The 25,321-nt window shown below is 37.9% G+C and carries 21 protein-coding genes; 7 read left to right on the forward strand and 14 right to left on the reverse strand.

Annotation, left to right across the window (positions count from 1 at the left end; all coding sequences use genetic code 11):
* Positions 1 to 150: 150 nt before the first annotated feature.
* The 4 genes from infB to QM481_RS12240 form a co-directional block, all read right to left on the reverse strand.
* A complete protein-coding gene (infB, locus tag QM481_RS12225; protein WP_283381968.1) occupies positions 151 to 3,420 on the reverse strand; it encodes a translation initiation factor IF-2 in 3,270 nt (1,089 codons plus the stop codon).
* A 215-nt stretch (positions 3,421 to 3,635) separates the two neighbouring features.
* Positions 3,636 to 4,883 carry a transcription termination factor NusA gene (gene nusA, locus QM481_RS12230; RefSeq protein WP_095160765.1) on the reverse strand — a complete coding sequence of 416 codons (1,248 nt, stop codon included), beginning with the start codon at positions 4,881 to 4,883 and terminating at the stop codon, positions 3,636 to 3,638.
* 103 nt (positions 4,884 to 4,986) lie between these two features.
* On the reverse strand, positions 4,987 to 5,457 hold the full coding sequence (gene rimP / locus QM481_RS12235; protein ID WP_166549687.1) for a ribosome maturation factor RimP: 471 nt from the start codon (positions 5,455 to 5,457) through the stop codon (positions 4,987 to 4,989).
* A 210-nt stretch (positions 5,458 to 5,667) separates the two neighbouring features.
* Positions 5,668 to 6,108 carry a GNAT family N-acetyltransferase gene (locus QM481_RS12240; RefSeq protein ID WP_283381969.1) on the reverse strand — a complete coding sequence of 147 codons (441 nt, stop codon included), beginning with the start codon at positions 6,106 to 6,108 and terminating at the stop codon, positions 5,668 to 5,670.
* 238 nt (positions 6,109 to 6,346) lie between these two features.
* Here QM481_RS12240 and QM481_RS12245 point away from each other — a divergent pair, with 238 nt between their 5' ends.
* Positions 6,347 to 6,934, forward strand: coding sequence for a DUF4833 domain-containing protein (locus QM481_RS12245; RefSeq protein ID WP_283371021.1), 588 nt, complete (start codon positions 6,347 to 6,349; stop codon positions 6,932 to 6,934).
* A gap of 83 nt (positions 6,935 to 7,017) precedes the next feature.
* Here the strand turns inward: QM481_RS12245 and rimO are convergent, their stop codons facing one another.
* The 3 genes from rimO to QM481_RS12260 form a co-directional block, all read right to left on the reverse strand.
* Positions 7,018 to 8,328 carry a 30S ribosomal protein S12 methylthiotransferase RimO gene (rimO, locus tag QM481_RS12250; protein ID WP_283381970.1) on the reverse strand — a complete coding sequence of 437 codons (1,311 nt, stop codon included), beginning with the start codon at positions 8,326 to 8,328 and terminating at the stop codon, positions 7,018 to 7,020.
* Positions 8,329 to 8,847: 519 nt separating this feature from the next.
* Complete coding sequence (locus QM481_RS12255) at positions 8,848 to 9,660, reverse strand: hypothetical protein (RefSeq protein ID WP_283381971.1); 813 nt, start codon at positions 9,658 to 9,660, stop codon at positions 8,848 to 8,850.
* Positions 9,661 to 9,808: 148 nt separating this feature from the next.
* Complete coding sequence (locus tag QM481_RS12260) at positions 9,809 to 10,735, reverse strand: hypothetical protein (protein ID WP_283381972.1); 927 nt, start codon at positions 10,733 to 10,735, stop codon at positions 9,809 to 9,811.
* A gap of 159 nt (positions 10,736 to 10,894) precedes the next feature.
* Between QM481_RS12260 and QM481_RS12265 the strand changes: the two genes are divergently transcribed.
* The 3 genes from QM481_RS12265 to QM481_RS12275 all read left to right on the forward strand — a co-directional run bounded on the left by QM481_RS12265 (position 10,895) and on the right by QM481_RS12275 (position 14,764).
* Positions 10,895 to 12,490, forward strand: a complete 1,596-nt coding sequence (locus QM481_RS12265) for an amidohydrolase family protein (RefSeq protein ID WP_283381973.1) — start codon at positions 10,895 to 10,897, stop codon at positions 12,488 to 12,490.
* 259 nt (positions 12,491 to 12,749) lie between these two features.
* A complete protein-coding gene (locus tag QM481_RS12270; RefSeq protein ID WP_166549681.1) occupies positions 12,750 to 13,043 on the forward strand; it encodes a hypothetical protein in 294 nt (97 codons plus the stop codon).
* A 317-nt stretch (positions 13,044 to 13,360) separates the two neighbouring features.
* Positions 13,361 to 14,764: a tetratricopeptide repeat protein gene (locus QM481_RS12275; RefSeq protein WP_283381974.1), complete on the forward strand. Its 1,404-nt coding sequence runs from the start codon at positions 13,361 to 13,363 to the stop codon at positions 14,762 to 14,764.
* A gap of 90 nt (positions 14,765 to 14,854) precedes the next feature.
* Here the strand turns inward: QM481_RS12275 and QM481_RS12280 are convergent, their stop codons facing one another.
* The 5 genes from QM481_RS12280 to rpmB form a co-directional block, all read right to left on the reverse strand.
* On the reverse strand, positions 14,855 to 15,391 hold the full coding sequence (locus QM481_RS12280; RefSeq protein WP_166549678.1) for an RNA polymerase sigma factor: 537 nt from the start codon (positions 15,389 to 15,391) through the stop codon (positions 14,855 to 14,857).
* A gap of 106 nt (positions 15,392 to 15,497) precedes the next feature.
* The gene (locus QM481_RS12285) at positions 15,498 to 16,211 is read right to left on the reverse strand and encodes a head GIN domain-containing protein (protein ID WP_166549677.1); all 714 of its coding nucleotides are present in this window, start codon (positions 16,209 to 16,211) and stop codon (positions 15,498 to 15,500) included.
* Between the two features lie 78 nt (positions 16,212 to 16,289).
* Positions 16,290 to 17,417, reverse strand: a complete 1,128-nt coding sequence (gene moeB, locus QM481_RS12290) for a molybdopterin-synthase adenylyltransferase MoeB (RefSeq protein WP_283381975.1) — start codon at positions 17,415 to 17,417, stop codon at positions 16,290 to 16,292.
* 152 nt (positions 17,418 to 17,569) lie between these two features.
* A complete protein-coding gene (locus QM481_RS12295; protein ID WP_283381976.1) occupies positions 17,570 to 18,379 on the reverse strand; it encodes a hypothetical protein in 810 nt (269 codons plus the stop codon).
* A gap of 139 nt (positions 18,380 to 18,518) precedes the next feature.
* Positions 18,519 to 18,758 (reverse strand): 50S ribosomal protein L28, encoded by a 240-nt coding sequence (gene rpmB / locus QM481_RS12300; RefSeq protein WP_095160780.1) that lies wholly within the window; start codon positions 18,756 to 18,758, stop codon positions 18,519 to 18,521.
* Between the two features lie 315 nt (positions 18,759 to 19,073).
* Here rpmB and QM481_RS12305 point away from each other — a divergent pair, with 315 nt between their 5' ends.
* Together QM481_RS12305 and QM481_RS12310 are read left to right on the forward strand one after the other, a co-directional pair.
* Positions 19,074 to 20,138 carry an endonuclease/exonuclease/phosphatase family protein gene (locus QM481_RS12305; protein WP_283381977.1) on the forward strand — a complete coding sequence of 355 codons (1,065 nt, stop codon included), beginning with the start codon at positions 19,074 to 19,076 and terminating at the stop codon, positions 20,136 to 20,138.
* 63 nt (positions 20,139 to 20,201) lie between these two features.
* A complete protein-coding gene (locus tag QM481_RS12310; RefSeq protein ID WP_283381978.1) occupies positions 20,202 to 20,699 on the forward strand; it encodes a DUF456 domain-containing protein in 498 nt (165 codons plus the stop codon).
* Positions 20,700 to 20,966: 267 nt separating this feature from the next.
* On the opposite strand, the gene QM481_RS12315 is transcribed toward QM481_RS12310, so the two are convergent.
* Positions 20,967 to 21,890 (reverse strand): hypothetical protein, encoded by a 924-nt coding sequence (locus tag QM481_RS12315; protein WP_283381979.1) that lies wholly within the window; start codon positions 21,888 to 21,890, stop codon positions 20,967 to 20,969.
* Positions 21,891 to 22,376: 486 nt separating this feature from the next.
* On the reverse strand, positions 22,377 to 23,264 hold the full coding sequence (locus tag QM481_RS12320; protein WP_283381980.1) for a T9SS type A sorting domain-containing protein: 888 nt from the start codon (positions 23,262 to 23,264) through the stop codon (positions 22,377 to 22,379).
* A 304-nt stretch (positions 23,265 to 23,568) separates the two neighbouring features.
* On the opposite strand from QM481_RS12320, the gene QM481_RS12325 reads away from it, so the two are divergent.
* Positions 23,569 to 25,320 (forward strand): sensor histidine kinase, encoded by a 1,752-nt coding sequence (locus QM481_RS12325; protein WP_283381981.1) that lies wholly within the window; start codon positions 23,569 to 23,571, stop codon positions 25,318 to 25,320.
* Position 25,321 lies beyond the last annotated feature (1 nt).

The raw sequence follows: 25,321 nt of genomic DNA on the forward strand, positions 1-25,321 counted from the left end.
CAGAAGATGTTGATTCGCTTCAAAAGAAAGCACCGTAAGTGCGACCTTACCCAACATTGTGGGGTTATTGTCACACCTACGGTGCTTTTACTATATAAAGTGAGTTGCGCTTAAGCATATTTAATGCTTAACACTTTCAACTCTTCAATATTAAAGCGTACGCTTAACCTCTTTCATTTCGTAACATTCGATGATATCACCTTCTTGAATATCGTTGAAGTTTTTGATAGAAAGACCACATTCGTATCCAAATTTCACTTCAGCTACATCATCTTTGAAACGTTTCAAAGCAGAGATTTCACCTTCATGAACTACTACGAAGTCACGTACTACGCGGATTTTGTTATTACGTTTAACGTTACCGTCCAATACGTAACATCCTGCCACAGTACCAACTTTAGAGATTTTGAATACATCACGAACCTCGATATTAGCAGTAACTGATTCTTCGAACGTAGGAGCCAATAAACCTTCCATTGCATCACGAATTTCGTCGATTGCTTGGTAGATTACTGAGTAAGTACGGATTTCGATTTGTTCAGTTTCAGCTAAGCGACGAGCGTTTGTACTTGGACGTACTTGGAATGCCACGATAACGGCATCGGCAGCAGAAGCCAACAATACGTCTGACTCGGATACTTGACCAACACCTTTGTGGATAATACGTACTTGTACTTCTTCTGTCGAAAGCTTCAATAATGAATCTGATAACGCTTCTACTGAACCGTCCACGTCACCTTTAACAATAACGTTAAGTTCTTTAAATGTACCGATTGCTTTACGACGACCGATTTCTTCGAGTGTAATGTGCTTACGAGTACGCAATGATTGTTCACGGATAATTTGCTCACGTTTGTTTGCAATTTCACGTGCATCACGCTCATTTTCCATTACGTTCAACTTATCACCAGCAGCTGGGGCACCACTCAAGCCTAGTACTTGTACTGGAGTAGCTGGACCAGCTTCTTTCAATTTCTTACCACGATAGTCAAACATTGCTTTTACACGACCGTAGTGTGCACCAGCCAACATCATATCACCAACACGAAGCGTACCTGCTTGAACCAAGATATTGGCTACATAACCACGACCTTTGTCCAAAGATGCTTCGACAACCGTACCAACGGCACGTTTGTTTGGATTGGCTTTCAATTCTAGTAATTCTGCTTCTAATAATACTTTTTCAAGTAATTCGTTGACACCCATACCTGATTTAGAAGAGATTTCTTGAGATTGGTATTTACCACCCCATTCTTCCACCAAGATATTACGGGCAGCTAATTGCTCACGAACTCTATCTGTATTGGCACCAGGCTTATCTACTTTAGAGAATGCAAATACAATTGGTACACCTGCTACCATTGCGTGGTTGATAGCTTCTTCCGTTTGAGGCATCACGGCATCATCGGCAGCAATCACAATAATAGCAACGTCGGTTACTTTAGCACCACGAGCACGCATCGCTGTAAAGGCTTCGTGACCAGGAGTATCTAAGAATGTAATACGACGACCATCTTCTTGTTTTACAGAGTAAGCACCAATGTGCTGAGTAATACCACCTGCTTCACCAGCGGCAACTTTAGCACGACGAATGTAGTCAAGCAAGGAAGTTTTACCGTGGTCAACGTGGCCCATAATCGTTACGATTGGAGCACGCATTTCTAAAGTTTCAGGAGCATCTGCTTCTTCTTGAAGAGCAGCTTCAACTTCTTCTTCTGCTGATACAAATTGTACTTCAAAATCAAACTCTTCAGCAATAATCGCAATAATATCTGCTTCAAGGCGCTGGTTGATTGAAACGAACATACCTAAACTCATACAAGTAGAGATTACTTCGTTTACAGAAACATCCATTAATGACGCTAACTCGCTAGCAGAAATAAATTCAGTAACTTTAAGGATTTTTGCTTCTTCCTCTTCACGCATTTGGCGTTTTTCTTCACGCTCGGCACGAACTTTACGTTTTTCACGGCGTTCTTTTGCACCAAAGTTTGCTTTTGAGGTTTGTCCTTGAAGACGAGCCATTGTCGCTTTGATTTGTTCCTGAATTTGTTTGTCAGAAACTTCCTCTTTTTCGTCCTTTTTAGGCTTCTTCTTGTTGTTATTATTGTTACTGTTGTTATTATTATTGTTATTGTGGTTATGGTTGTTATTTCCACCTCCAGAATTTGGTCCTTGAGGTTTTTTGTTACCATCTCCAGGTTTGTTAGGTTCGTCTTTCTTAGGACGAGGTGCACCTTTTTCGTTACGGATTTCTGCTTCAGTAACCTTTTCAGCAGGCTTAATACGTTTACGTTTCTTCTTGTTTTTGTTATTAGAAGAACGAGGCTGTTCTACTGGTAATTCAATTTTACCTAATACAGTTAAGCCTTTTAAGGTTTCTCCTTTAGCTTCGATAAGCTCGATATTTCTATCTGTAGGAACCTCATCATAACGCTTTGGCTGTGGCTTAGGCTGTTGTGGCTGTTGCACAGGATTTTGCAGTTTGTTTTGATTTGACTGATTATTGTTAGGCTTTTGGCCTTGATGATTCTGTTGGTTGTTGCGCTGTTGATTCGCTTGCTGATTATGTTGTTGCGGGCGATTGCCTTGATGCCCTTGAGCATGAGGTTGTGCCTTTACTTCAGCAGCAGTAGGCGTTTCTGTTTTAGCTACAGGTTGTGGCTGTGGCTCTGGCTGTTTTTTCTCTTCTACCACTGGAGCAGGTTCAGCTTTAACTGTTGGTTTTTCTTCTGCAATTACTTTTTTACTTTCAACAACTACCTCCTCTTTAGGAGTATTCTCATTCTGTGTCGGCGCTACTGTTACTGGTAACTCAGCTTTAGGTTCAGCAGTAATCGGAGTTGGTGCTACTGGAGCTGGCGTTTCTGTAGGAGTCGCTGTTGCTTGTGGTGCTTCAGGCGCTTTGGTTTCGACTACAGGCGTTTCAACAATGACACTTTCAACTTTAGGCTCTGGCTTGGGTTCAACAGGTGGTGTTACTGGCTTTGGTGGCACAGGATTTCCTTTTCCGTCTAATTCAATTTTTCCTAATACTTTGAAAGTTACCTCTGCACGAGCTGAGATTTTCTCAGGCTCAGTCGAAGTTACTACCTCTTTGGGTTTATCTTCTGCTTTTCCTGCATCACTTGCTCCTTCACGGAAGTACAGAGGCATACCATCATCCTGTTTTTTAGGACTTGGTGCTGGTGCTTCCTCTACTGCTTTTGGTACAACTGGTGCTGCTGGTTGCATACCTTCGAGTAAGCTATCATTGCGATATTCTTTCGCCAATAATTTTAGCTGCTCAAAATTCAACTTGGTGTTGGGGTTGTTATCAACCTTATGACCTTTGGCAGAGAGATACTGAACAATGGTTGAGATACCCACGTTAATCTGCTTTGCCACAAGGCTCAAACGCATCATTTTATCTTCTGCCATACTTTTGCTTATCTCCTTTTCTATAATACTAATTGATTAATGTTATGAATGTTTCTGTTTTGTCTGCATTTTCATCAAATAGAAGCCTATTTGAGAAAACCTGTTGACCGGACTGAATGATAGAATAGTTTTGAATTGAGTAAATGATATGCTCAAGCCTAAGCTCGAAATTTTCGAACAACTATTCTATCATTCTATCATTCACTCAATCAATCTTATTCAAACTCAGAACGTAAAATAGACAGTACTTCGTTCACTGTCTCTTCTTCCAATTCAGTACGACGAACAAGTTCTTCGCTACTCAATTTAAGTACTTGCTTGGCTGTATCTAGACCAATACGGTGAAGCTCTTCCAAGATCCAGTCTTCGATTTCGTCTGAGAATTCTGTCAAATCCACATCCTCATCATCAACTTCTTCTTGTTTGATGTCACGGTACACATCTAGTTCGTAGCCTACTAATTTACCAGCAAGCTTAATGTTTTGTCCACCTTTACCAATTGCCAAAGACACTTGATCTGGTTGTAAATACACCGCAATACGTTTACGCTCTTTATCAATGTTCATCGAGCTTACTTTAGCTGGGCTAAGAGCACGCGCTACCAACAACTCAAGGTTTTCGGTATAGTTGATAACATCGATATTTTCATTTTGTAATTCACGAACAATTCCATGAATACGAGAACCTTTCATACCCACGCAAGCTCCTACTGGATCAATGCGATCATCATACGATTCAACAGCTACTTTAGCACGCTCGCCTGGCTCACGTACAATTCTGCGAATCATGATTTGACCATCATAGATTTCAGGGATTTCTTGTTCGAATAATCTTTCCAAAAATACAGGAGAAGTACGAGACAAAATGATTTTTGGCGTACCATTATTCATTTCTACACGGTGGATAACCGCACGTACTGGCTCACCTTTTTTGTAGCGATCTTTAGAAATCATTTCTGCTTTAGGCAAAATCAATTCATTCTTTTCTGCATCAGAAATGATTAATTCTTTACCAACAATTTGGTAAACATCGCCAGAAACCATCTCACCTACCAAGTCTTTATATTTGTCGTAAAGACTTTCTTTTTCAAGGTCCTTAACCTTTTGGATTAGGGTTTGACGAGCCGTTTGAACAATACGGCGACCAAAGTCTTCTAGCTTTACCAATTCAGCCACTTCTTCGCCAATTTCGAAGTCAGGCTGAATTTTACGAGCTTCTTCCAATGGAATTTTGTCATAGTCCCAAATATCTTCTGAGTTGTCATCGACAATCTCGCGGGTACGCCACATTTCTAAGTCCCCGCTTTCCGGGTTGATGATTACATCGAAGTTGGCGTCTGTTCCGTATTTTTTACGAATCATTGTACGAAACACCTCTTCCAACACCTTAATCATCGTCGGGCGGTCAACGCTTTTCTCTTTGGCAAAATCCGCAAACGACGCTATTAACTCTGCACTATTCATTGGTTCATAATTTTTAATGATTGAATAACTTGACAGAAAAGACTCTGGAGTTTTGAATTATGACTAATTCGCTCAACAAGTTCTACGCCAAGTAACGCAGCCACTATTTAAACGATATTTGTACCTTTGCTTTTTCTATATTCAAAAATGGAATAAATTCTGGCTCGATTACTTCACCTTTTTTCAATTTCTTCTTAGGTTCTTCTAACAGAATGATTCCATCTTCTTTTACTTCTTGCAACACGCCTACCTTCTCAGCTCCATCTTTAAATTGAACTTTGAGAGTACGATCAATATTTTTGATGTACTGGCGAGTCAATACTAAAGGCTGGTCGATACCTGGAGAAGACACTTCAAGGTTATAAGCTGTTGGAATGAGTTCTTGTGCTTCGATACCATTAGCTAATTTTCGGCTAATCTTGGCACATTCCTCAATTTTGATGCCCTCATCAGAATCCACTAAAATCGTGATATTGATACGTGTTTTTAGGACATTGACTTGTAAATCCACCACGAAAAACAATCCGTTTTCGAGAAGTGGTTCAAGCATTTCTGCAATTTTATCTTTTAACATACTTGTTTTTGAAGCCTACAGGAAAGAAAAAAGAAAGCATGAAGATGAAAAACTCTAGAAAACCACCACTTCACCCTCCTCTATGACTTTCTGGTCTGAATGTGTAATACAAAATAAAAAAGAGGGATTTCCGACCCCTCTTCCTAATTTTTCTGGTACAAAATTAGTACTTTTTTTATAAAAAAACAAAAAGATATTATTTTTTCCTCTTTAGAGAAGCGTAGGAACAAGAAAACTAAAGCCGTGTTTATCAAAGCCTAAGGATTCATAAAAAGCGTGCGCTTCTACCCTCTTTTGGTTGCTTGAAAGAACTAGTTTGTAACAACCAGCTTCGCCACAAACTTGCATGGCATATTGCATCATTTGCTTGCCAATTCCTTTTCCTTTCAAACTTGCTTGTACTGCTACATCTTCGACTATTCCTGATGGCGTACCTTGATGTGCCAGATTATCCATAATGAGTAACGCAAAAGTACCTACAACTTGATTATCTAGCTCTGCCACATACACTTTGTAATTGGGATAGTTGGACATTTTCAGGAACAACGCTTCTGCTTCTGGTACAGATAATACCTTCCCCTTGTCTAGCACGTCTGCATATAACTGAAGAATTGAGGGCAAATCGCTTGTGGACGCTTGACGAATTAACATGAATTGAATGATTAGAGATTGAGCAAATAAGTAATCCGATTTTCTAAAGTAATTATTTTTTACAAAAAATAACTACTGCGACCTGATAATCAGAAGCCAATATGTCACTTTACACATTCTCTTCGTTCTTGTTTCGTCTTCATTTTTTTACAAAATACTAACCTTCTGTTACGGATTAACTCAACGGCGTTGATTACCTTTGCAGACTTAAATTTATAACAGGACTATTTCAAAAATAATGCAACTCTTAAAAGTCACTCAGACAGCCATATTCACCTTTGTAGTATCTCTGTCATTATTCGTTAATCACTCAGAAAGCTTTGCGCAAAAGAATAAGCATAATACTCCCGCATCAGTCGAACAGTTTCCTATTCCAGCCGATGGGCCAAATCGCCTTTTTTATATTCAGCGTAGCTCCAATATCAACACTATCCTCTATGACGCTAATGTATTGCCTAACAATAAATTAGACCACAAAAATCCTGTCCACACTTATTGGATTAGATATACAGAAGGTGGTAAAAAGCAGGAGTTGTCAAATATTCAAAGAACGTTGGCGTATGGCTTACATACTAGCGCTCTGGAAGGTGAAGCCAATGCTTATGAAGGTCACTTTTTGGCATATCGTAAAAGAAGATTTATTGTAAAATTAGATAGCCATGGCGAGCCAATTGCATTGTTTCCTATTAACGGAAAAATGCAAGTCTTAAAAAAAGTATTTGTGAGTGTAGATGAGAGCGGTTTGATGCCATCAGTTAACTATATCGAGCTTTGGGGCAAGGACGCAGCAACAGGCAAAGAAGTATATGAAAAATTCAAGCCATAAGATATGCTTTAGCCTACTGGCTTACGACATTGAGGAATAATAAACAAAATGCCTGCAAGAAAATTTTCTTGCAGGCATTTTGTTTATTTAGCTAACTCTCCATACAAATCAAACTCTTCAGCTGAAGTGATTTTTACATCAGCAAAATCACCTAAACGAACATATTGACTGGCTGGAATTAATACTTCGTTGTCTACTTCTGGTGAGTCAAATTCGGTTCTACCAATGAAATACCCTCCTTCTTTGCGGTCAAACAACACTTTGTAAGTATTACCAATTTTTGCTTGATTCAATTCCAAAGAGATTTCTTGTTGCAATGCCATAATTTCGTCGGCACGTTCTTGTTTTACGTCTTCTGGAATATCGTCTTCGAAAGTATGTGAATGTGTATTTTCTTCGTGCGAGTAGGTAAATACCCCAAGACGGTCAAAACGCATTTTTTCAACAAATTGATACGTTTCTTCAAAATCTTCTTCCGTTTCGCCAGGGTGACCAGAAATTAACGTAGTACGCAAAGCAATGTTAGGCACTTTGTCGCGAATCGCATTGATAAGGTCTTCTGTTTTTTCACGAGTGATACCACGACGCATTTTCTTCAATACCTCTGTCGAGCCACTTTGTAAAGGCATATCCAAATAATTACAGATATTTGGTTTGGCTGCCATTACATCTAATACGTCCATTGGAAAACCTGCTGGGTAAGCATATTGCAAACGGATCCAATCCATACCTTCGATGTCTGATAGACGATCAAGTAATTCGGAAAGGTTGCGTTTTTTGTAAATATCTAATCCGTAATACGTAAGATCTTGCGCAATTAGGATAAGCTCTTTTGTTCCTCTCTTTACCAATGATTTCGCTTCTGTCACAAGTTCGTCAATCGGACGAGAAATGTGACCTCCACGCATTAATGGAATTGCACAAAACGAACAAGGGCGATCGCAACCTTCCGCAATTTTTAGATAGGCATAATGTGCTGGAGTTGTCAACAAGCGCTCTCCAATCAATTCATGTTTGTAATCTGCCTTGAGGGTTTTGAGCAAACGAGGTAATTCATTTGTACCAAAAAAAGCATCAACCGTTGGGATTTCTTTTTCTAAATCATCTTTGTAACGATGCGACAAACAGCCTGTTACGTAAAGTTTGTCGATAACTCCTGCTTCTTTGGCATCTACATATCTTAAAATTGTATCAATAGATTCTTGTTTGGCATTATCGATAAAGCCACAAGTGTTTACGATAACAATGTTTGAATCGTCTTTTTTAGACTCATGACTTACATTCATACCGTTGCCTTTGAGCTGGGTATAAATTACTTCAGAATCTACCACGTTTTTGCTACAGCCTAATGTAACTATATTTACTTTATTCTTTTTTAACGTTTTCGTTTTCATTCAATTAGTTGCTTGAAAGTCGTTTTCTAGCTTAATAAAATTTGTAATTGCGAGAATCTGATGTTGAATTTATGATATATATCTTGTTCGAGGAAAGAATAAGGTTGTTATAGCTATAGTCTGACCTCCATCTTAAGGTGATTAAAAATTCCATTCGGTATTTATCAAACAAAATTCCTACTCGACACCCTTACTTTTCTTGTCTTGACACAAGAAAAGTAACAAAAGAAAGTCAAGAAATCCTAAACTCGCCTACGGCTCAAACAATAGGATTTCACAAAACTCAACACGCAAGCTATTAAGCACTCATTTTTAATACTTTATGAAAATCATATATGTTCTAAGCAACACCTAAACTTGGGTTCGTCACTTGTCATAAATTCTCCATTTTAATTAAGTCTGCAAAGTTACAACAAAAAACTTAGAAATGAGGATTTTGGCAAACTTGGGTCGAGCATCGAGGCTATAATTTACCGAAAAAGGCTGTGCGAAACCTTTATCGTTTCTCACAGCCTTTTTTTACAATTCTTCTACTTCGGTACTTACGCCCAATTCCGCAAATAGCCTTTCCCAATATGCCGAAACGGCTGGATTGTTTACACGAGTTGAGGCAGTTGGTTCAAAAGGTTTGGCGACAAATACCTGTATAGAAGTCAGGTTATTGAGGCTTGCTTTTAAATTACTGGCATCTTCTCTGGCCCAACCTACTGCGGCAGCATCATCGACAGGAGGGTTTTTGTGAAAATCGCGACGATGTTCGCCTTTCATGCTTTCGACCATGTCGGACAGATAATACACTTTTACATCATACCCTCTGGCAGCTTCCTTGTCAATTAGTTCTAGAGAGGCAAGAATATCTGTATTCTCATTGCTACTAGAGGCATTACGAGCATTGAGCTGTTTTACCACTAATTGTTTAAAAATACTTTTTTCACGACTCAAATCGAGGGAAAATTCTGTTTTGAGTGCTTCCGAGTCATTGGCATTAGCGCCATCAGTTTCGTCCATTTCGGTACGACTGATTACTTCTGCCACTTTGGCTTTTGCGGTGTTTTCATGAATAAAATACACAATTAACTTATCGCCTTTTCCTCTGATATTCTTTTCTACTAAGTCATTGATAATTTTTGTGTATTTCTCATTCGCAAAACCTTTATCCACATTTACGCTCACTGATTTGTCAATAAATATCATGGAACAAATCTTGGTTTCGGGTAATGTGTTTTCTTGTTTTTTGTCTTGTCCAGAACAAGCCCAAAGTAATATGCCCACCATTAAACAGAGGCTAAAACCTGTAAGCTTACTCGAAACGTTAAATCCGAGAAATTTCATGTTTGTTGTTTAACATTATATATGAGGATGATAAAATTACAATTCAAAATCCAAGAAGGTTCATCATTTTGACCAATCTATTGTGCAAACACATAAACGGACGTTTTGTCTTATGAATTGTAAAGTTAGCGTTGTGCCTTACCTCTGCTTATTTTAGGGCTACCTGCTTAGATTGAACTAAGCGAGCCTTCATAGTATTGACTTTGCCATTTTGCTCGAAAGAACTCTCCCAATTCAAAATTTTATAGGGAAATTGGGCTTCGAATTGAATACTAACTTTACGATGCTTTTCTGGATATTCTATGATATAATTCTTTAAAACTTGCTTACTCAAAGAATCTGTTTTCTCTTCAAGAGTAGCTTTGCATGAAATAGCCTCCACTTTTTGATTCGTACCATGAAGGTACTCAAGACTGGGAATCATCTCAATTTCGCCATCTGGTAAAGTTTGTGGACTAAGGCGTACTCTATTCCAGATTTCGTCCTCGAGCCATGCCGTTTTTACACTAGTATCTTGTTGAGCTTTTGGTTGGAAATCACTTTTCCCTTTATACAAAAATGTTTGCCCCTGCCAATCCACTTGGGTGTATTCCTGACCTTGTGTATTTTGTTTAGCATATTCTACCTTTAAGGCATGAGGAAATACCACATAATTTGTGGGCGTAAAAGTAGAGTTCATCAAAGAATATTCATATACTCCTGTATCTATTTTCTGTATTAAATTTTGTTTGAGTACAGTTGTAGACTCAGATTTGTTCGATGAAGTAGCTTGACCGTGTTTTTTAGTATCAAAATCTACTATCCTAAAAATCAGTTGTGCTTGTCGAGTCTTTTGGCTTGTATCAATCGTTTGTGTTACTTCGTAAGTATTAACCTCTGACAATCCTGTATTCCAATACTGTTGAAAAGCTTGATCTTTGGCGAGCGGGTTATCCTCCAAGGGTGCGGTAGTATTGGTGGGGTTTTCTATTTGAAAAATAGTCGCTTTTTTAAACACAGCAAAGAGGCAAGCCAAGATAATACAGAGAAAAAGGAAATTCCCTCGAATCCATTTGTCGAGTATTTGTAGATTCATATCTAAGAAGTTTGTTGAATTGTTCCACAGCAAGTTACACATTTTAGTCAAATTCACTAACTTGTGTAAGGATGGTTATGCGCATTTGTTTCCCACTTACCTTTTCCTATGACAAAAAGCCTGATCATCTCTCATTCCTCATCAACCTTTATATAGCTCATGCACAAAATTTTACGCATCAAACTTTTACTCCTGACACTATGCGCAGGCATAACTGCCATTGCCCAAATTCCGAAAGCACCTACTCGCGTAGAAGGCGAAGGTCAGTTTAATCGCATGATTATTCGGGGAGTTAACGTCATCAATGGAACGGGGTCTCCTATGCAGGGTCCTTGTGATATTGTTATCGAGAAAAACAAAATCACTCAAATCAAGGTAGTTGGCTACCCTGGCGTACCCATTGACCCTAAGGACAGACCCAAAGCTGACAAAGGCGACAAAGAACTAGACTGTACTGGCATGTATGTTCTCCCAGGCTTTGTGGATATGCACGGACATATTGGTGGTCGCTCGCAAGGTACGCCAGCCGAGTATGTTTTCAAGCTTTGGCTAGCACATGGTATCACTACGATTCGCGACCCATCGGCAGGAAACGGTTTGGATTGGGTATTAGACCAAAAACAAAAGTCTGAAAAAAACGAAATCACAGCTCCTCGTATCTTGGCATATACAGCCTTTGGAATGGGTTCGAAGGAAAGCATCACTACAGCAGACCAAGCTCGCGCTTGGGTAGAAGAAAATGCTAAAAAAGGCGCAGATGGTATTAAGTTTTTTGGAGCCAGACCTGAGGTTATGGATGCTGCGCTACGTCGTAATAAAGAATTAGGACTTCGTTCGGCTTGCCACCATGCACAAGTCGATGTGGCTCGTTGGAACGTACTCAACTCCGCCAGAGCTGGCTTGACTTCTATGGAGCACTGGTATGGTTTGCCAGAAGCATTGTTCGATAGTCAAACGATTCAGGACTATCCAGCAGACTACAATTATGGCAACGAGCAAAATCGTTTTGAAGAAGCTGGTAAACTCTGGAAACAGGCTGCCAAGCCTGGCTCAAAACGTTGGAATGAGGTTATGGATGAATTATTGAAACTTGATTTTACGATTGACCCAACTTTCAATATCTATGAAGCTAATCGTGAATTAATGTTGGCTCGTCGTGCCGAATGGCATGAAGAATATACTCTGCCTCAATTATGGCGTTTTTATCAACCATCTCGTATATCACATGGCTCATATTGGCAAGATTGGGGTACAGAACAAGAGGTAGCTTGGAAAGAAAATTATCGTTTGTGGATGAACTTTATCAATGAGTACAAAAACCGTGGGGGACGTGTTACTGCGGGATCGGATTCTGGCTTTATTTTCCAACTTTATGGCTTTGCGTATATCCGTGAGCTTGAGTTGTTGAGAGAGGCAGGTTTTCATCCACTTGAAGTCATTCGTGCGGCAACTCTCAAAGGTGCTGAGGCTATTGGTATGCAAGATAAAATCGGTAGTGTAGAAACTGGCAAGCTAGCGGATTTGGTAATTTTGGAAGAAAATCCCCTCAAAAACCTCAAAGTGTTATATGGCACAGGCGCTATCCGTTTGACAGAAGGTAACGAAGTAAAACGAGTAGGTGGCGTAAAATATACGATCAAAGACGGAGTGGTTTATGATGCAAAAAAGCTTTTGGAAGATGTTCGCAAAATAGTAGCAGAGGCAAAAAAGACTGAAAATTTTGAAATTTTCCAGCCAGGGCTAAAAAAGAAATAATCAATTAATTTTCAGATAGATAAGCCCCATTAAACTTTTCTTTCACACGTAGTTCCTTGAAAAAACCAAGGAGCTACGTGTTTTTTTATAGTGTAATGGTATGTTTTTTGACCTAATAGGGTTAACTAAAATCACTGAGTAAGGTGACAGTGCTTATTTATCAAATATTTTATTGATAAAAAGGCTTTTTTTATCTTACTTTACTAAAGTCAAAAAAGGATAATTCCTTCTTATCCAAACCCGTAAAACCCATTCTCCTATGCTAAATCGTGTGTTATCCCCACTCAAAACATGGTCAAGTGTGTGGCTATGCTTATTTGTTATTAGCATGAGTAGTATGTCTGTACTTTCTGCCGTAAGTAGTAAACTCCAACAAAAACCTGCAACTAGTACAAAAGCTAAACCAAGCCCAAGTACTAAAACAACCACTAGTAGTAAATCAGCTACTAAGAGTAAAAAGAAAAAAGGTAATAAGAGTAAACGAGTTGCTAAAGTAGATACAACAGACCTTGATCCTACTCAAGTAAAAGTTCCTTTATATCAAAATCCCTAGCCACAGGTCGGGACTGTTCGAAGGATTTTAAGCATCATCTATTTCGGATATCGGATGTTGGATTGCGGAAGCACTACCTGCTTTTTGGACTCTTATTGTAGAAGAAGCTAAGTAGTATGCCCCTATTTCTGAAATCAGAAATCCCTAATCAGCAATAGTTTGAAGCCCATCGTACATTTCTAGCCACAAGTCGCTCAGTGTCATTTCTAACACTCAACAGGGTAAGGTTCGTTCTCACTCCAACATTCTCTCCTTACTTCTTGAATTAGATAATATGTATTCAATCACAACGACTGATTTAATAAAATTCTTTTAACATGAAAAAACTCATTTTTACTCTTTTTTTGCTCCTTAGTAGTATTATTGTAACCACAGCCCAAGATGTAAATACTGCATTACGTTACCTTAAAATTGCTAACACCCTTCGCGAAGTAAAACAATTTGATCAGTCTGAAGAATATCTCAATAAAGCATTGGGAATGGTTCGTGGACGAAACGAATATTGGGAAGCCGCTATTTATGAAAACCTTGGCTTTTTGTATCGTGATCAAGAAAACGTGTTGGAAGCCTCACGTAACTTCTCCAAAGCGATTGATATTTATAAGAAATTGAAAATGGGTATGAGCGAAAAAGCTATTTCGCAATTACTCGATGGCTTGAAAGAAGCTGAAGAACTTTACGCTGGTATTGATATTGGCTCAAAAGGCGTTAAATTAAGTATTATTGGGGTAACCGTTTCGCCGAAAAAGGGAGTTACTTACAACCTCAAAAAGAGTATGTCAATCAACACTGAGCCAAGTGCTTTGACTCCTCAAGCTATCAAAGAAACCGCAACTGCTATCAAAGACTTAGTAGATACAGCTACAGTTCGTAACAACGTATTGTCTGACCGTATGTTTATTGTAATGAGTAGCGGATTGAAACAAGCTACCGACAAACAACCAGGCAAAGAAGCAGAAGTAATTGCTGCCATCCGTGAAGCGTTGAAAAATCCTAATCAGAAAATTGATATTATCTCGGCTGAAGACGAAGCTAAATACGGTGCACTATCAATGGTTGCTCCTGAATTACACTTGTCATCATCTGTAATGGATATTGGTGGTGGTAATATCAAAGGTGGTTATTTATTGAGCCGTACCAAATTTGAAGCAGTAAACTTCCCTTATGGTACAAAGGCTTTTGTAAAAATTGTGAAGAAAAAACTCCCAGATGCTAATTTGGAAGAATATACCAAGGGAGTAAACGACGAGGTAAAAGTAGTTGGCGAAGAGTTGGCGCTTGAACTTAACCGTAAAGTAGGTTTGAAAAACCGCAAAAACGTATTTTTATTGGGAGGTATCGTGTTTGTAATGAATTCATTCTTACACCCAGAACGCGCTGCGATTATCGGTCGTCCAGTAGAAGTAAGTTTGGAAGATATTCGTAAATTTCGTCAAATGAGTGCTAGTAGCTACGAGGAGTTGATTAACCCAGATTTCTCTCGTGTGACAGACCCAGCAGTTCGTGCTATTGCAGAAGAAGACGTAAAGAATATCACTACGAAAATCTATAACCAACAAGATATTATTGCTGGTGCGGCATTGTTAGAAACTTTGATTAAAGAAATGAACCGTGATGGCGTTCAAAAACGCTTCTATTTCATCAAAGGTGGTGACGTAGCATGGATTAGCGGTTATGTGTTCAAATTAATTTCTGACGAATACCAAGCTCGTAAAGAATAGACGAATTGTGAGTTATGAATTGTGAATTACTCATTCTTAATTCACAATTCACAACTCACAATTCACTAAATCACAATTCACTCAATCTCATTAGGCAGCATAGTGCAATTTATGTTGATTGACATGTAATAAGTTTTCGATTTTATGTACTGCTATCGAATACGTTGCTTTTAGTGCTCCTACTGATGTGCCTGTTATTCTGGCAATTTCTTCATAGCGCATTTCATCAAAATAGCGCATATTAAATACTAAACGTTGTTTATCGGGCAAAGTCATGATAGCATTTTGTAGCGCCAACTGAATATCATCACCCGAAATTAGTACGTCACGGTTATTATCTGATACAAATACTTCTGAAAAATCTTCGATTTCACAAAATTGCATTTTACGTTTATTTCTCAGAAAATTGAGACATTCGTTGGTTGCAATACGGTATATCCAAGTAAATAATTGAGAATCGCCTCTAAAATTATCAAGTCCTTGCCATACCTTCAAAAATACCTCCTGCGTCAAATCGTCTGCATCGTCGTGTGAGACAACCATTTTACGCACATGCCAATAAATCTTACGCTGATATTTTTGTATTAACCAATTGAATAGAGATAGTTTATCTTGGGATGGCTTCATAACACAAGGGAATAGATTTTGTATATGACAAATTTGCCCTTAAAAGCAAAAATGCTTTATGATGGTATTCATAAAGCATTCATGATTGTGGTCAGCCTTTTGGCAACTATAAGCTTTTCACTTCTCCTCCCAAATTAGATTTGATACTCTTCTGACTAGGATTTCCCTTATATGTCAAAGAGCCTCCTGTACCCGCAGAGGCATCGAGCGATTGTGACGTTGCAACTTCTGCCATTCCTCCTGTATTAACTTTGGCATCGGTTTGTTCTGCTTTCAAATCAAAAGCGTGCAATTGTCCTCCTGTATTTACACGGACTGACTGGTATTTTGCTTTTCCTTCTAGATTTACAATAGCTCCTTGCAAACTTGCTACTTCGAGTGTATTGAGGTCTAAATCGGCTTTAATGATTGCCCCAGAGCTGCCTTCTAAAATCAAATGGTTGCCTGCCAAAACATTGCCAAATTGTAATTCGGCACCACGACCACCTTTGATACTACTCAAATCGGCGCTATACACTACTTTGACTTCATAGTAGCTCCCTGCATTTGCTTTTTTATCTTTTTCGGTAAGTTGTTTAAAGATTTTTGTTTTTACCGACAACTCACCCCCTGAAACAGAAATCGTCAAATCATCCAAGCTAAGATTGCCATGGGCTTCAGCTGTAACTTTATTGGTGTTTCCTTTTACGATTTCTACTTTCATGATTCCTTGAAAGTCTACTTTAGTAAAAGCCTGAACAGTCATTTCTTGAGAATTTTGTGCCCAAGCACTTACACTTACTAAGAGTATTGCTATACTCGCCATCAATATTTTTCTCATTTCTACACAAACTTTAGGTTAAACATTACATCCTAGATGTAAAAACTAACGAAGAAGTTGCATCGATAGTGTCAAAATTTAGTAAGTATCCATTTGTGGGTCTATTTCGTAAGCCCAAGCATTGATTCCTCCTGTGAGGTTATAAAGATTATCGAATTGATGATTTTGCTCCAAAAACTGAATAACCGAAGCCGAACGCATTCCATGATGACAATATACCACTACAGGTTTGTCACGTGGGATATGCTTGATATTATTAGGAATATGATTCATCGGAATCAATACCGAATTGTCTAAATTACAAATTTCATACTCATTAGGATTACGGACATCTAGGAGAAATAAATCTTCTTGAGCCTCGATTTTCTCTTGTAATTCCTCCACTGAAAGTGTTTTCATAATATTCGTTTTACAGGCAATTTCTTCTTGTTCTTGTGTCTCAGAGTGGCGAGCAAGTTGTTCGGCGTCTGGACGGCGTTTTACTTTTATTTTTCTAGAAGTATTTTCTAATAAATCAATCATCAAAAACTCACCACTCAATACTTTGCCTATGCCTGTTACCATTTTTACGACTTCGTTGGCTTGGTACATACCTAGCGTGCCAGGCAAAATACCCAATACGCCAATAGTAGCACAGTTAGGAATTTCTAGTTCTGAAGGTTGTTCGGGAAACAAACAACGGTATGTAGGTCCTTGTTGACCATTGGCATCAGTGTAATTAAATACCGAAACTTGCCCTTCAAACTGGTGGATTGCTCCGTAGACAAAAGGCTTATTGAGCTTGACACAAATATCATTGATCAAATAACGAGTTGTGAAGTTGTCGGTACAGTCAACTACAATATCATATTGCTGAATATACTGAAGAGCGTTTTCTTTTTTGAGTCTATGTAAAATGGCTTCGACTTCGATGCTATCATTCATCGCCAAAAGACGCTTGGTAGCCACTAATGCTTTGGGATTGCCGATATCTTCCACTTTGTATAAAACCTGACGTTGAAGATTGGTCAAGTCTACAGCATCATTGTCGATAATTCCAATTTTGCCGATACCTGCTGCGGCTAGGTAAAGAAGCACTGGACAACCCAAACCACCAGCTCCCACCACAAGCACTTTGGTAGATTTGAGCTTCTCTTGTCCTTCAATGCCTATTTGAGGAAGTAGTAAATGTTTTTGATAACGAGTTTTTTCAGAAGATGTCAGCATAGTATATTGAGGTATTAAGTTGTCAGGAGTTAATCATATCACTGACAAGCAATAACTAAACGGTTATCGAGCGCTATTTTGTTTCATAAATTTAAAATAAAATAGAGCATTGGTTGTGAATATATTGGAGTGCTGAGGTTAAAAACATGATTTTACTTATATTTCACATATTCCCATTTTTCCATGTCAAAATAACCCCGTGTAAAATACTTTTTGTCTAATAGTTTATCGTCTAGGTAATAATGTATATCCTCTAACTCATTCAAAATACCACTTGGCGGGACTTCTATAATGATTTTGTTCCATGGTTCCCAAAACTCTTTCATGATTCCATGCGTGACATTGTATTGATCTAAGATACCCTCCTTAAGAACTGTCAACACATTTTCAACATTATCTCTGTACGATTGACTAGTATTATCCATAAAATCAAACACAGGTTTTATTTGATTTCTACCATTTCTATAGCGTAAATCAACAGCTGGTTCCCCTGCTCTAATTTCGAGAGTCATTATAATTTTAGCATATTTCTTCTTAAAGTTGATATCAGGTAAATCATAATCTAATAGATCAGCTGCAACATGATGAGGATATCTTTGTGAAAGCATTGCAGCATCTTTAAATTCCTCATTGTAAAGTCGTTCTTCATCAAACCAATAATTAAACTGATAACTTCCATCAGGATATAATGTGATTAGTACATCACTATATATTTCACCATGATTAGCTTTGTAAATTAGTAGCTCTTTTAATCCATCATAGTATTCCGAAATAAATTCTTTCTTTCGAACCAAAATATTAGAAAGTGACTCATCATAAAAATATGTACCAATAGAGGTACGGACATTCTTTACATCCCTTCCAGTTTGACAAGATACTTTAATCACTTGATTTTGGTTCTCTTCTAATAAGTCTTTACGACAGAACTCTGCAATTTGGCGTTCTTTGATAGATGTATCCATTTTTTGAAATAGGGCTATGGTTCATTCTTTAGTTTTGCTCTAGAACAACAGCTTGATAAGCCACAAACTCCAGACAAAACAAAAGCCTCTTCGCAATATAATTACGAAGAGGCTTTAAAATTGTCGGAGACAAGTATAACTAAACGTTCAATGTTCCTTTGCGAGCAGCGTCAATCAAAGAAGCTTCCAAACCTTTCTTGTTGATTGTACGGATTGCTTTCGCTGAAACTTTCAAAGTTACCCATACACCTTCAGACTCTAAAAAGAATTTTTTAGTGTGCAAGTTTGGATAAAACTTTCTTTTAGTTTTGTTATTAGCGTGAGAAACGTTGTTACCCACTTGAGTTTTCTTTCCTGTTAATTGACAAACCTTCGCCATGATAAAAATGCGTTAATTGTTTATGTGTTAATCGCCTCACTATCAAAAAATTCTTTACTATATTTAGTCTTTTTACTGATAATAAATCATTTTCATCAAAAGACTTTATGATAATTCAGAATTAAACTTAATACTATATTCGGCGATGTAATAGACTTGATAATCAGTGTTTTCTGAAATTGGAACGCAAAAGTATGAATTATTTTGTAAACTCGCAATTTATTATGAAAAGATTTATGCTATCATATCAAGTTTTCGCAAATTCTATCGTTTTTGAAAGAAAACCTGCCAAATTTGTATATCAAATAATACCTTATGATAAAAAAGATTGCCACTTCTTTGCTTTGGCTCAGCAGTTTACCGCTGTGTATGTACACTTTGTTCGCGTACTTTTTGGGCTATACCATTGTATGGGAACATTGGTTCGCAGGGTTTGTGATGATGTCCATTCCTATAGCCCAAGGAGCTTGTTTAATTCTGGGGCTAATCTGGCTATATATTCGTCCATCTAGAGCTTGGGTATTTTTGATTATTTGGTTTATGGGATGGCCATTTACGGTACGCACAATTCAGTTTTCGCCTACTCATGAAACTACCAACGACGAACTAAGCGTTTTGAGCTACAATGTCTTCAGTTTTCAAGGACTAAAGCCATCCGATAAAGAATCCTTGTTTGACTATGTGGAACACTTCGATGCAGATATTAAATGCTTTCAGGAGTTTAGCAAAACCTCTAATGAAGACGGAAGATTTGCCGCAGATTTACTCAAAAAAGAATATCCATACAGAGCCATAAATGCTGATCCAAAGGGATATTACTCTACGTTGGTAATTTATTCGAAGTATCCTATCATCAACAAAAAAGGTAAAGCTTTTCCTGGCAATAGTACAAGTAATGGGTATTTATTGGCTGATATAATTTTCAGAAAAGATACTGTTCGTATTATCAACCTTCAGCTACAATCAATGGGTATTCGTGTGGGGAAGGTAGCCAAAGCGTTCAATAATAAAGATGAAGCCATGGTAAAAACCGAAGGAAAAGATATTCTATCATCTTTGAAAAAAGGCTTTATTGACCATGCTCGCGAAATTAAGTCTATCGAAAAACTCATTGATGAAAGCCCCTACCCTGTTATAGTTTGTGGTGATTTCAACGAAGTGCCTTATGGACTAGCTTATGGTCATGTAAGAGATAGACTTGAAAATGCTTTTGAAAAAGCTGGTAATGGGTTTGGTTTCACCTTGAATCGAAGCCCTAAGTTTGTAAGAATTGACAATCAATTTTTTAGTGATAAAATCAAAATACATTCTTTTACTACACACAGCGAAATAAAATACTCCGACCATTATCCTATTTCGGCATCCTATACATTGCCATAGGCTAACGATTGTAAGGAGTCAGCATTGGCTATTTCTACCTCAAAACTTACAACTTTTATCTCTATGGACATTATTCTGACGATTCTTGCGATTGGCTTATTACTTGGTGGTTTAGCTGGGGCTGTACTTCCTATCCCAGGTCCACCCTTGAGTTTGGCGGGAATGTTTTGTTTACACTATACCCGCTTTGTCGAGTTCAACAAAAGTACTTTGGTGGTCTTCACTGTACTGACAGTAGCAATGGCTATTTTTGATTACTATGCACCAGTTTGGGGAACCAAAAAGTTTGGAGGAAGCAAATACGGAGCCATTGGGTCTACGATAGGTTTATTGGTTGGTATGTTTTTTATTCCAGCAGTAGGGATGTTATTAGGTGCATTTTTAGGCGCTTTGATTGGCGAACTTATCAATGGCGCTGATTTTTCAAAAGCTTTGAAAGCTGCCATAGGTTCGTTTATAGGACTTATTACGGGCATGGTTGGAAAAATTGCTTTATGCCTTGCCATGTTACTCTGGTCAGGCTTTGCCCTTGGTGAATATATTATGATTATGTTTTTTTGAGAAAACGTAACGATTGTGGATTTGGGAGATATGATAGCATGTTTGAAAATTTTATTTGGCATTTATTAAAAAACAAAATTTCCTATCGACACTCCTTACTTTTCTTGTCTTGACACAAGAAAAGTAACAAAAGAAAGTCAAGAAATCCTAAACTCGCCTGCGGCTCAAACAACAGGATTTCAGAAAAATAAATACACTTTTTTGTTTTTAATGATAAACATGCTCTGAGACTCATTTATAACTCCGCAATACATTCCTGTTACGTCTCTACAAAGTCCATTTCAGTAGCCATTTCACCAAAGCTCTTGGTTCGCAAATGGACCATGAATGAGGATTTCGCATCTTTTGTTGACGTCGCCAGCCTTGGTCTTTAGTCACAATCAATTCAGATTGAGTTGCTCCCAAAATTTTCAAGGTATTAATCATCGCTACACAGTCGATAGCATTAATATCATATAAATCCCTATTTCTTTCCTGCATTTGCCATTCAATCGCTATTTCGGTATATAGTCTCAGAGGGATTTTCTTTAACCAATCTAGTTGATTGAGGTCTTTTGATTGGTATGAAAAGCATGATAAGTCCTGATATTTTTGTGGATTATTTTCGGGAGTACCTTCAAACTCCGTTTTGAGTCTTTCTACCAAATATTTCGCCTCCTCGCTCGCAATAGCCGATTGACTGAGCCAGATGGTTCGTTCGATAGATTGATAAAAACGAGCAAAATCGAGTGGTGGATCTATTCCAAAAATAGCTTTTGGAATGGGACTATTGTGTTCAACTAAGCGCTTTGCTAACCTGATTGCACCGCTTCCACCTAATGAAAATCCTCCTAAAAAGAAAGGCGTTTTATGGAGCTTTAATCTTTCGGAAGTTTTATTTACAATAGATTCAAGGGCTTTTTGAGAAAGCTCATCTATGTAAAATGACGGAGGACTGGCATTCAAAAAAGGAATAATTACCAACAAACCATTTTGTGCGGCTACCACTGGAATATCCGATTCTTTCAAGACGGATTCGGGCGTTTCTCCAAAACCTGGCAATAACAGCACCCAGCCTTTAGGAGTTTGAGCAGGGTGTATTTCGAGCTGATATTTGACTAAAACCTCATCTGAATACTGATAAGTTTGGCGTTTTTGAGCCAGCCCTGTCCACGTCAAAAATAAGAAAGCTATTAGTAATTTAATCTTCATGGATAAAAGAAGTTATTAGTTAATAGTATATCAGTTATTGGATTGCACTCATCATCAGAAGGATACTATTCAAGTAATTCTAACTATTGCAGATTGGGGATTTCTGATTTCGGAAATAAAGTAAAACACCTTTATTTTTTACAAAATAGAAAAGCTTACACTTCCGAAATCCAACATCCGATATCCGAAATAAATGGTTTTAGTAATCCTTCGTACAGCCCAAATTCTCAACTCGTAATGAAGCACTCATACTTATTCTATCAAAAAAATGCCATCAGCTTTCACCGATGGCATTCTGATTGGATAAGTTAGTATGCAAAATAAACTTAAATTTTTAAGCCTTTGGCTTTCAGATATCGGCATTCTGCAAAACCATAGCTATCTTTACTAAAAAAATATTTAACACTCTTTGCCTTGTGCCTGTTGCCTGTTCCCTAAAACATATAAATCTAATTTTGCAGTAATACTTAATTCTATCAAATACTTTTATTCTACTACTACACGTTTAACGGTACCATCTTCATTCTGTGTAACTGTAACGAACAAAGTACCTTTTGTGTTTTTCTTCAAATCTACTTGACCCATAAATTCGCCTTCAAAGTCTTTTACTACCTGATGACCCACTTCTTTACCATTTACATCAGTAACCGAAATAGTCACATTTCCCTTTTGTGGAGCGTCAAAACGAAGGTTTAGTTTAGCATCAAAAGGTTTGTTAGGATATACTCTCAAACCATGAATCGTTTTGGACTCGCTCATGCCTGGGAAAGTGCCATTTCCATCAAAAAAGAAAAGGTTTTTAGCGCCATTTTGCAGGCTTTTCAAACGTGGTTGAGCTTTCGCTATCCATTCGTCTGTATTAAAGTCCTTGAATCTTTTCTGCATGTCTTTATCCAGACCTTTAAAATCGAAATTAAAGTTGAAGTTTTCATCATTGCCATCCAACTCACGTTCAATCGTTTGACCATCTTTTTTGATGATAATACGACGTTTCATATTTTTGCCAGGACGAGCCATAGCAAGAGAGTCCCCATCATTAAGTGAGAATGACTGGATTTCAACATCGTTATTTTTTTGAGCATCCTTATCAGCAAAAATTTTCATTTTAATTTTTGCTTTTGGTCCATCCGCCTTAGCCATTAGAGAATCCGTAATACCAGAAACTAATTTTTCTTTAGCTTCGCTACTCAAACCCTCCACGTTATAATTACGCTCAAAAACTTCCTTTTTGCCATTTTCGGTCGTTTCGACATGTACTTTCAATTTCCCGTCTTTCTCTTGAACCGTTTGAGAAATACTCTTGCTTTGGGCAAAAGATGATACGCTTGCCAAGCACAAAATAGCTACGCTAAATGATTTAAAAGTAACCTTCATAGTTTTGTAAATTTTAATGGAACAACGTACAAGTTATCGTTTCCAAACGCTAGTGGTAAATGCGTTTTTGTTATCAAGAACAAACATAATGAACCAATTCAATATCAAAGCGTTGAACTCTGTTAAAAGATGTTAAAAGGGCTTTATGATAATACTATTCCTTCTAATTTTGCGATATACCTTTTGAATTGATTCACGCTACCAATGCGTTTGAACATTTCAAAGAAACCACTTTAAACAAAATGTTGCATCAATACCTTGAATTTGATGTAATTAGCAAAGCACTAATTGGCTTGACATTCGCATGACAAAACGTAAGATTCAATATATTATCGCCCTGATGGCATTTGGCTCGCTAGGGCTAATCATCTTCCAATTTTACTGGTTGGGCTTTACGCTTCGTGCCAAAAACGAACAATTTGGTAGCGATGTCCGTGATGCCATGCAGCGAGTAGTAAGACGATTGGGACAACAAGAGTTTTTTTATTTGGCAAAACAAAAAATGGAGATTGAAGAAAAGCAAAAGCAATTAGTTGCCATTGCGAATCCTACTCCCCAAAAAGCCAAAGAAACTCATAAAGTACCCGTTGCTACTAAAACTTATCCTAATTTGCCCGCAGGAATCGAAGCCCTCGCCAAAAGCTCATTGCCTTCTGATATTTTGGTATCTAAAAGCACCGAAATTTTACCCAATGGCGAAGTTCGCGAATATGAGGAATGGTCGGTGAATATGGACATGGAGGAAGTACAAAAAAGACTCAATGAAAATAAGCGTTTGGATGAGATTTTGGCAGAAGCATTAAATAACCACGCTACAGTCGCTAAATACAAACAAGATTCGGCCAAGAAAGCTCAAAAAATAGCCGAAAAACGTAAACAAGAACAAAAAGTCAGAGAACAGCAAAAAGATCATCTTATTGCCCGAGAACATACGGATATCGATTCGCAAGGGCAAATGGCCAAAGAGGTTTTGAGTGATTTCTTATTTAAAAAGCGTAAAATTACCGAACGCATCAATTTTGTCATTCTGGATTCTTTGTTGAAACAAGAAATTAAAAATAAGGGTATCTCACTGCCATTTGAATACGGAATTAGTACAAAAGAAGCTCCAGTATTACATTACGCCTCTTCGTTGAAATACAAAGAAAATGGCTTAAAAAGCGATAAAGACACTTATATTGTCAACCTTTTCCCCAATGACTTAAATGCCTCTGAAAGCTATTTAAGACTATATTTCCCCAACCAAGACCGCTACATCATACGTACCATGTGGGTCATGTACGCAAGCTCACTGATGTTGATTTTGGTTATGTTGGGGTGTTTTTATATTGCTGTCAATACGATTGTGAAACAAAAGCATTTGGCCGATATTAAAAACGATTTTATCAACAATATGACCCATGAGTTCAAAACGCCTATTTCGACCATTTCGTTGGCTACTCAGATGTTACAAGACAACGATGTGGCAGCCAGCAAAACGATGTTTAGTCGCTATTTGAATATCATCAAGGAAGAGAATAAACGGCTAGGGTCGCAGGTGGAAAAAGTGCTACAAACTGCCCAAATGGAACGTGGAGAGTTGAAACTCAAACTAGGTTTGGTAAATGTGCATCAGGTCATAGAACATGTTCTCGAAAATATGAGTCCACAAATCGAGCTACGTGAAGGTGATTTGAGCTTTGATTTTAAAGCAGATAATCCCGAAATTGAAGCCGATGAAGTGCATCTTACCAATATAATTTTTAACTTGCTCGACAACGCCAATAAATATTCACCCGAAAAACCTCAGATATCTATCCAAACAGAAGATACTCCCGAAGGGATTGCCATTAGGGTAAGTGACAATGGAATTGGTATGACAAAAGAATCGATCAAAAACATTTTTGAGAAATTTTATCGTGTACCTACTGGTAACCTTCACGATGTCAAGGGTTTTGGATTAGGCTTGAGCTATGTCAAAAAAATCGTAGAAGAACATAAAGGTAAAATCCGTGTGCAAAGCAAACTAGGCGAAGGTAGTACCTTCGAGATTATTTTACCAATTGCCAAAAGTTAAT

The organism is Flectobacillus rivi (assembly GCF_030056655.1).
Taxonomy (GTDB): domain Bacteria; phylum Bacteroidota; class Bacteroidia; order Cytophagales; family Spirosomataceae; genus Flectobacillus; species Flectobacillus rivi.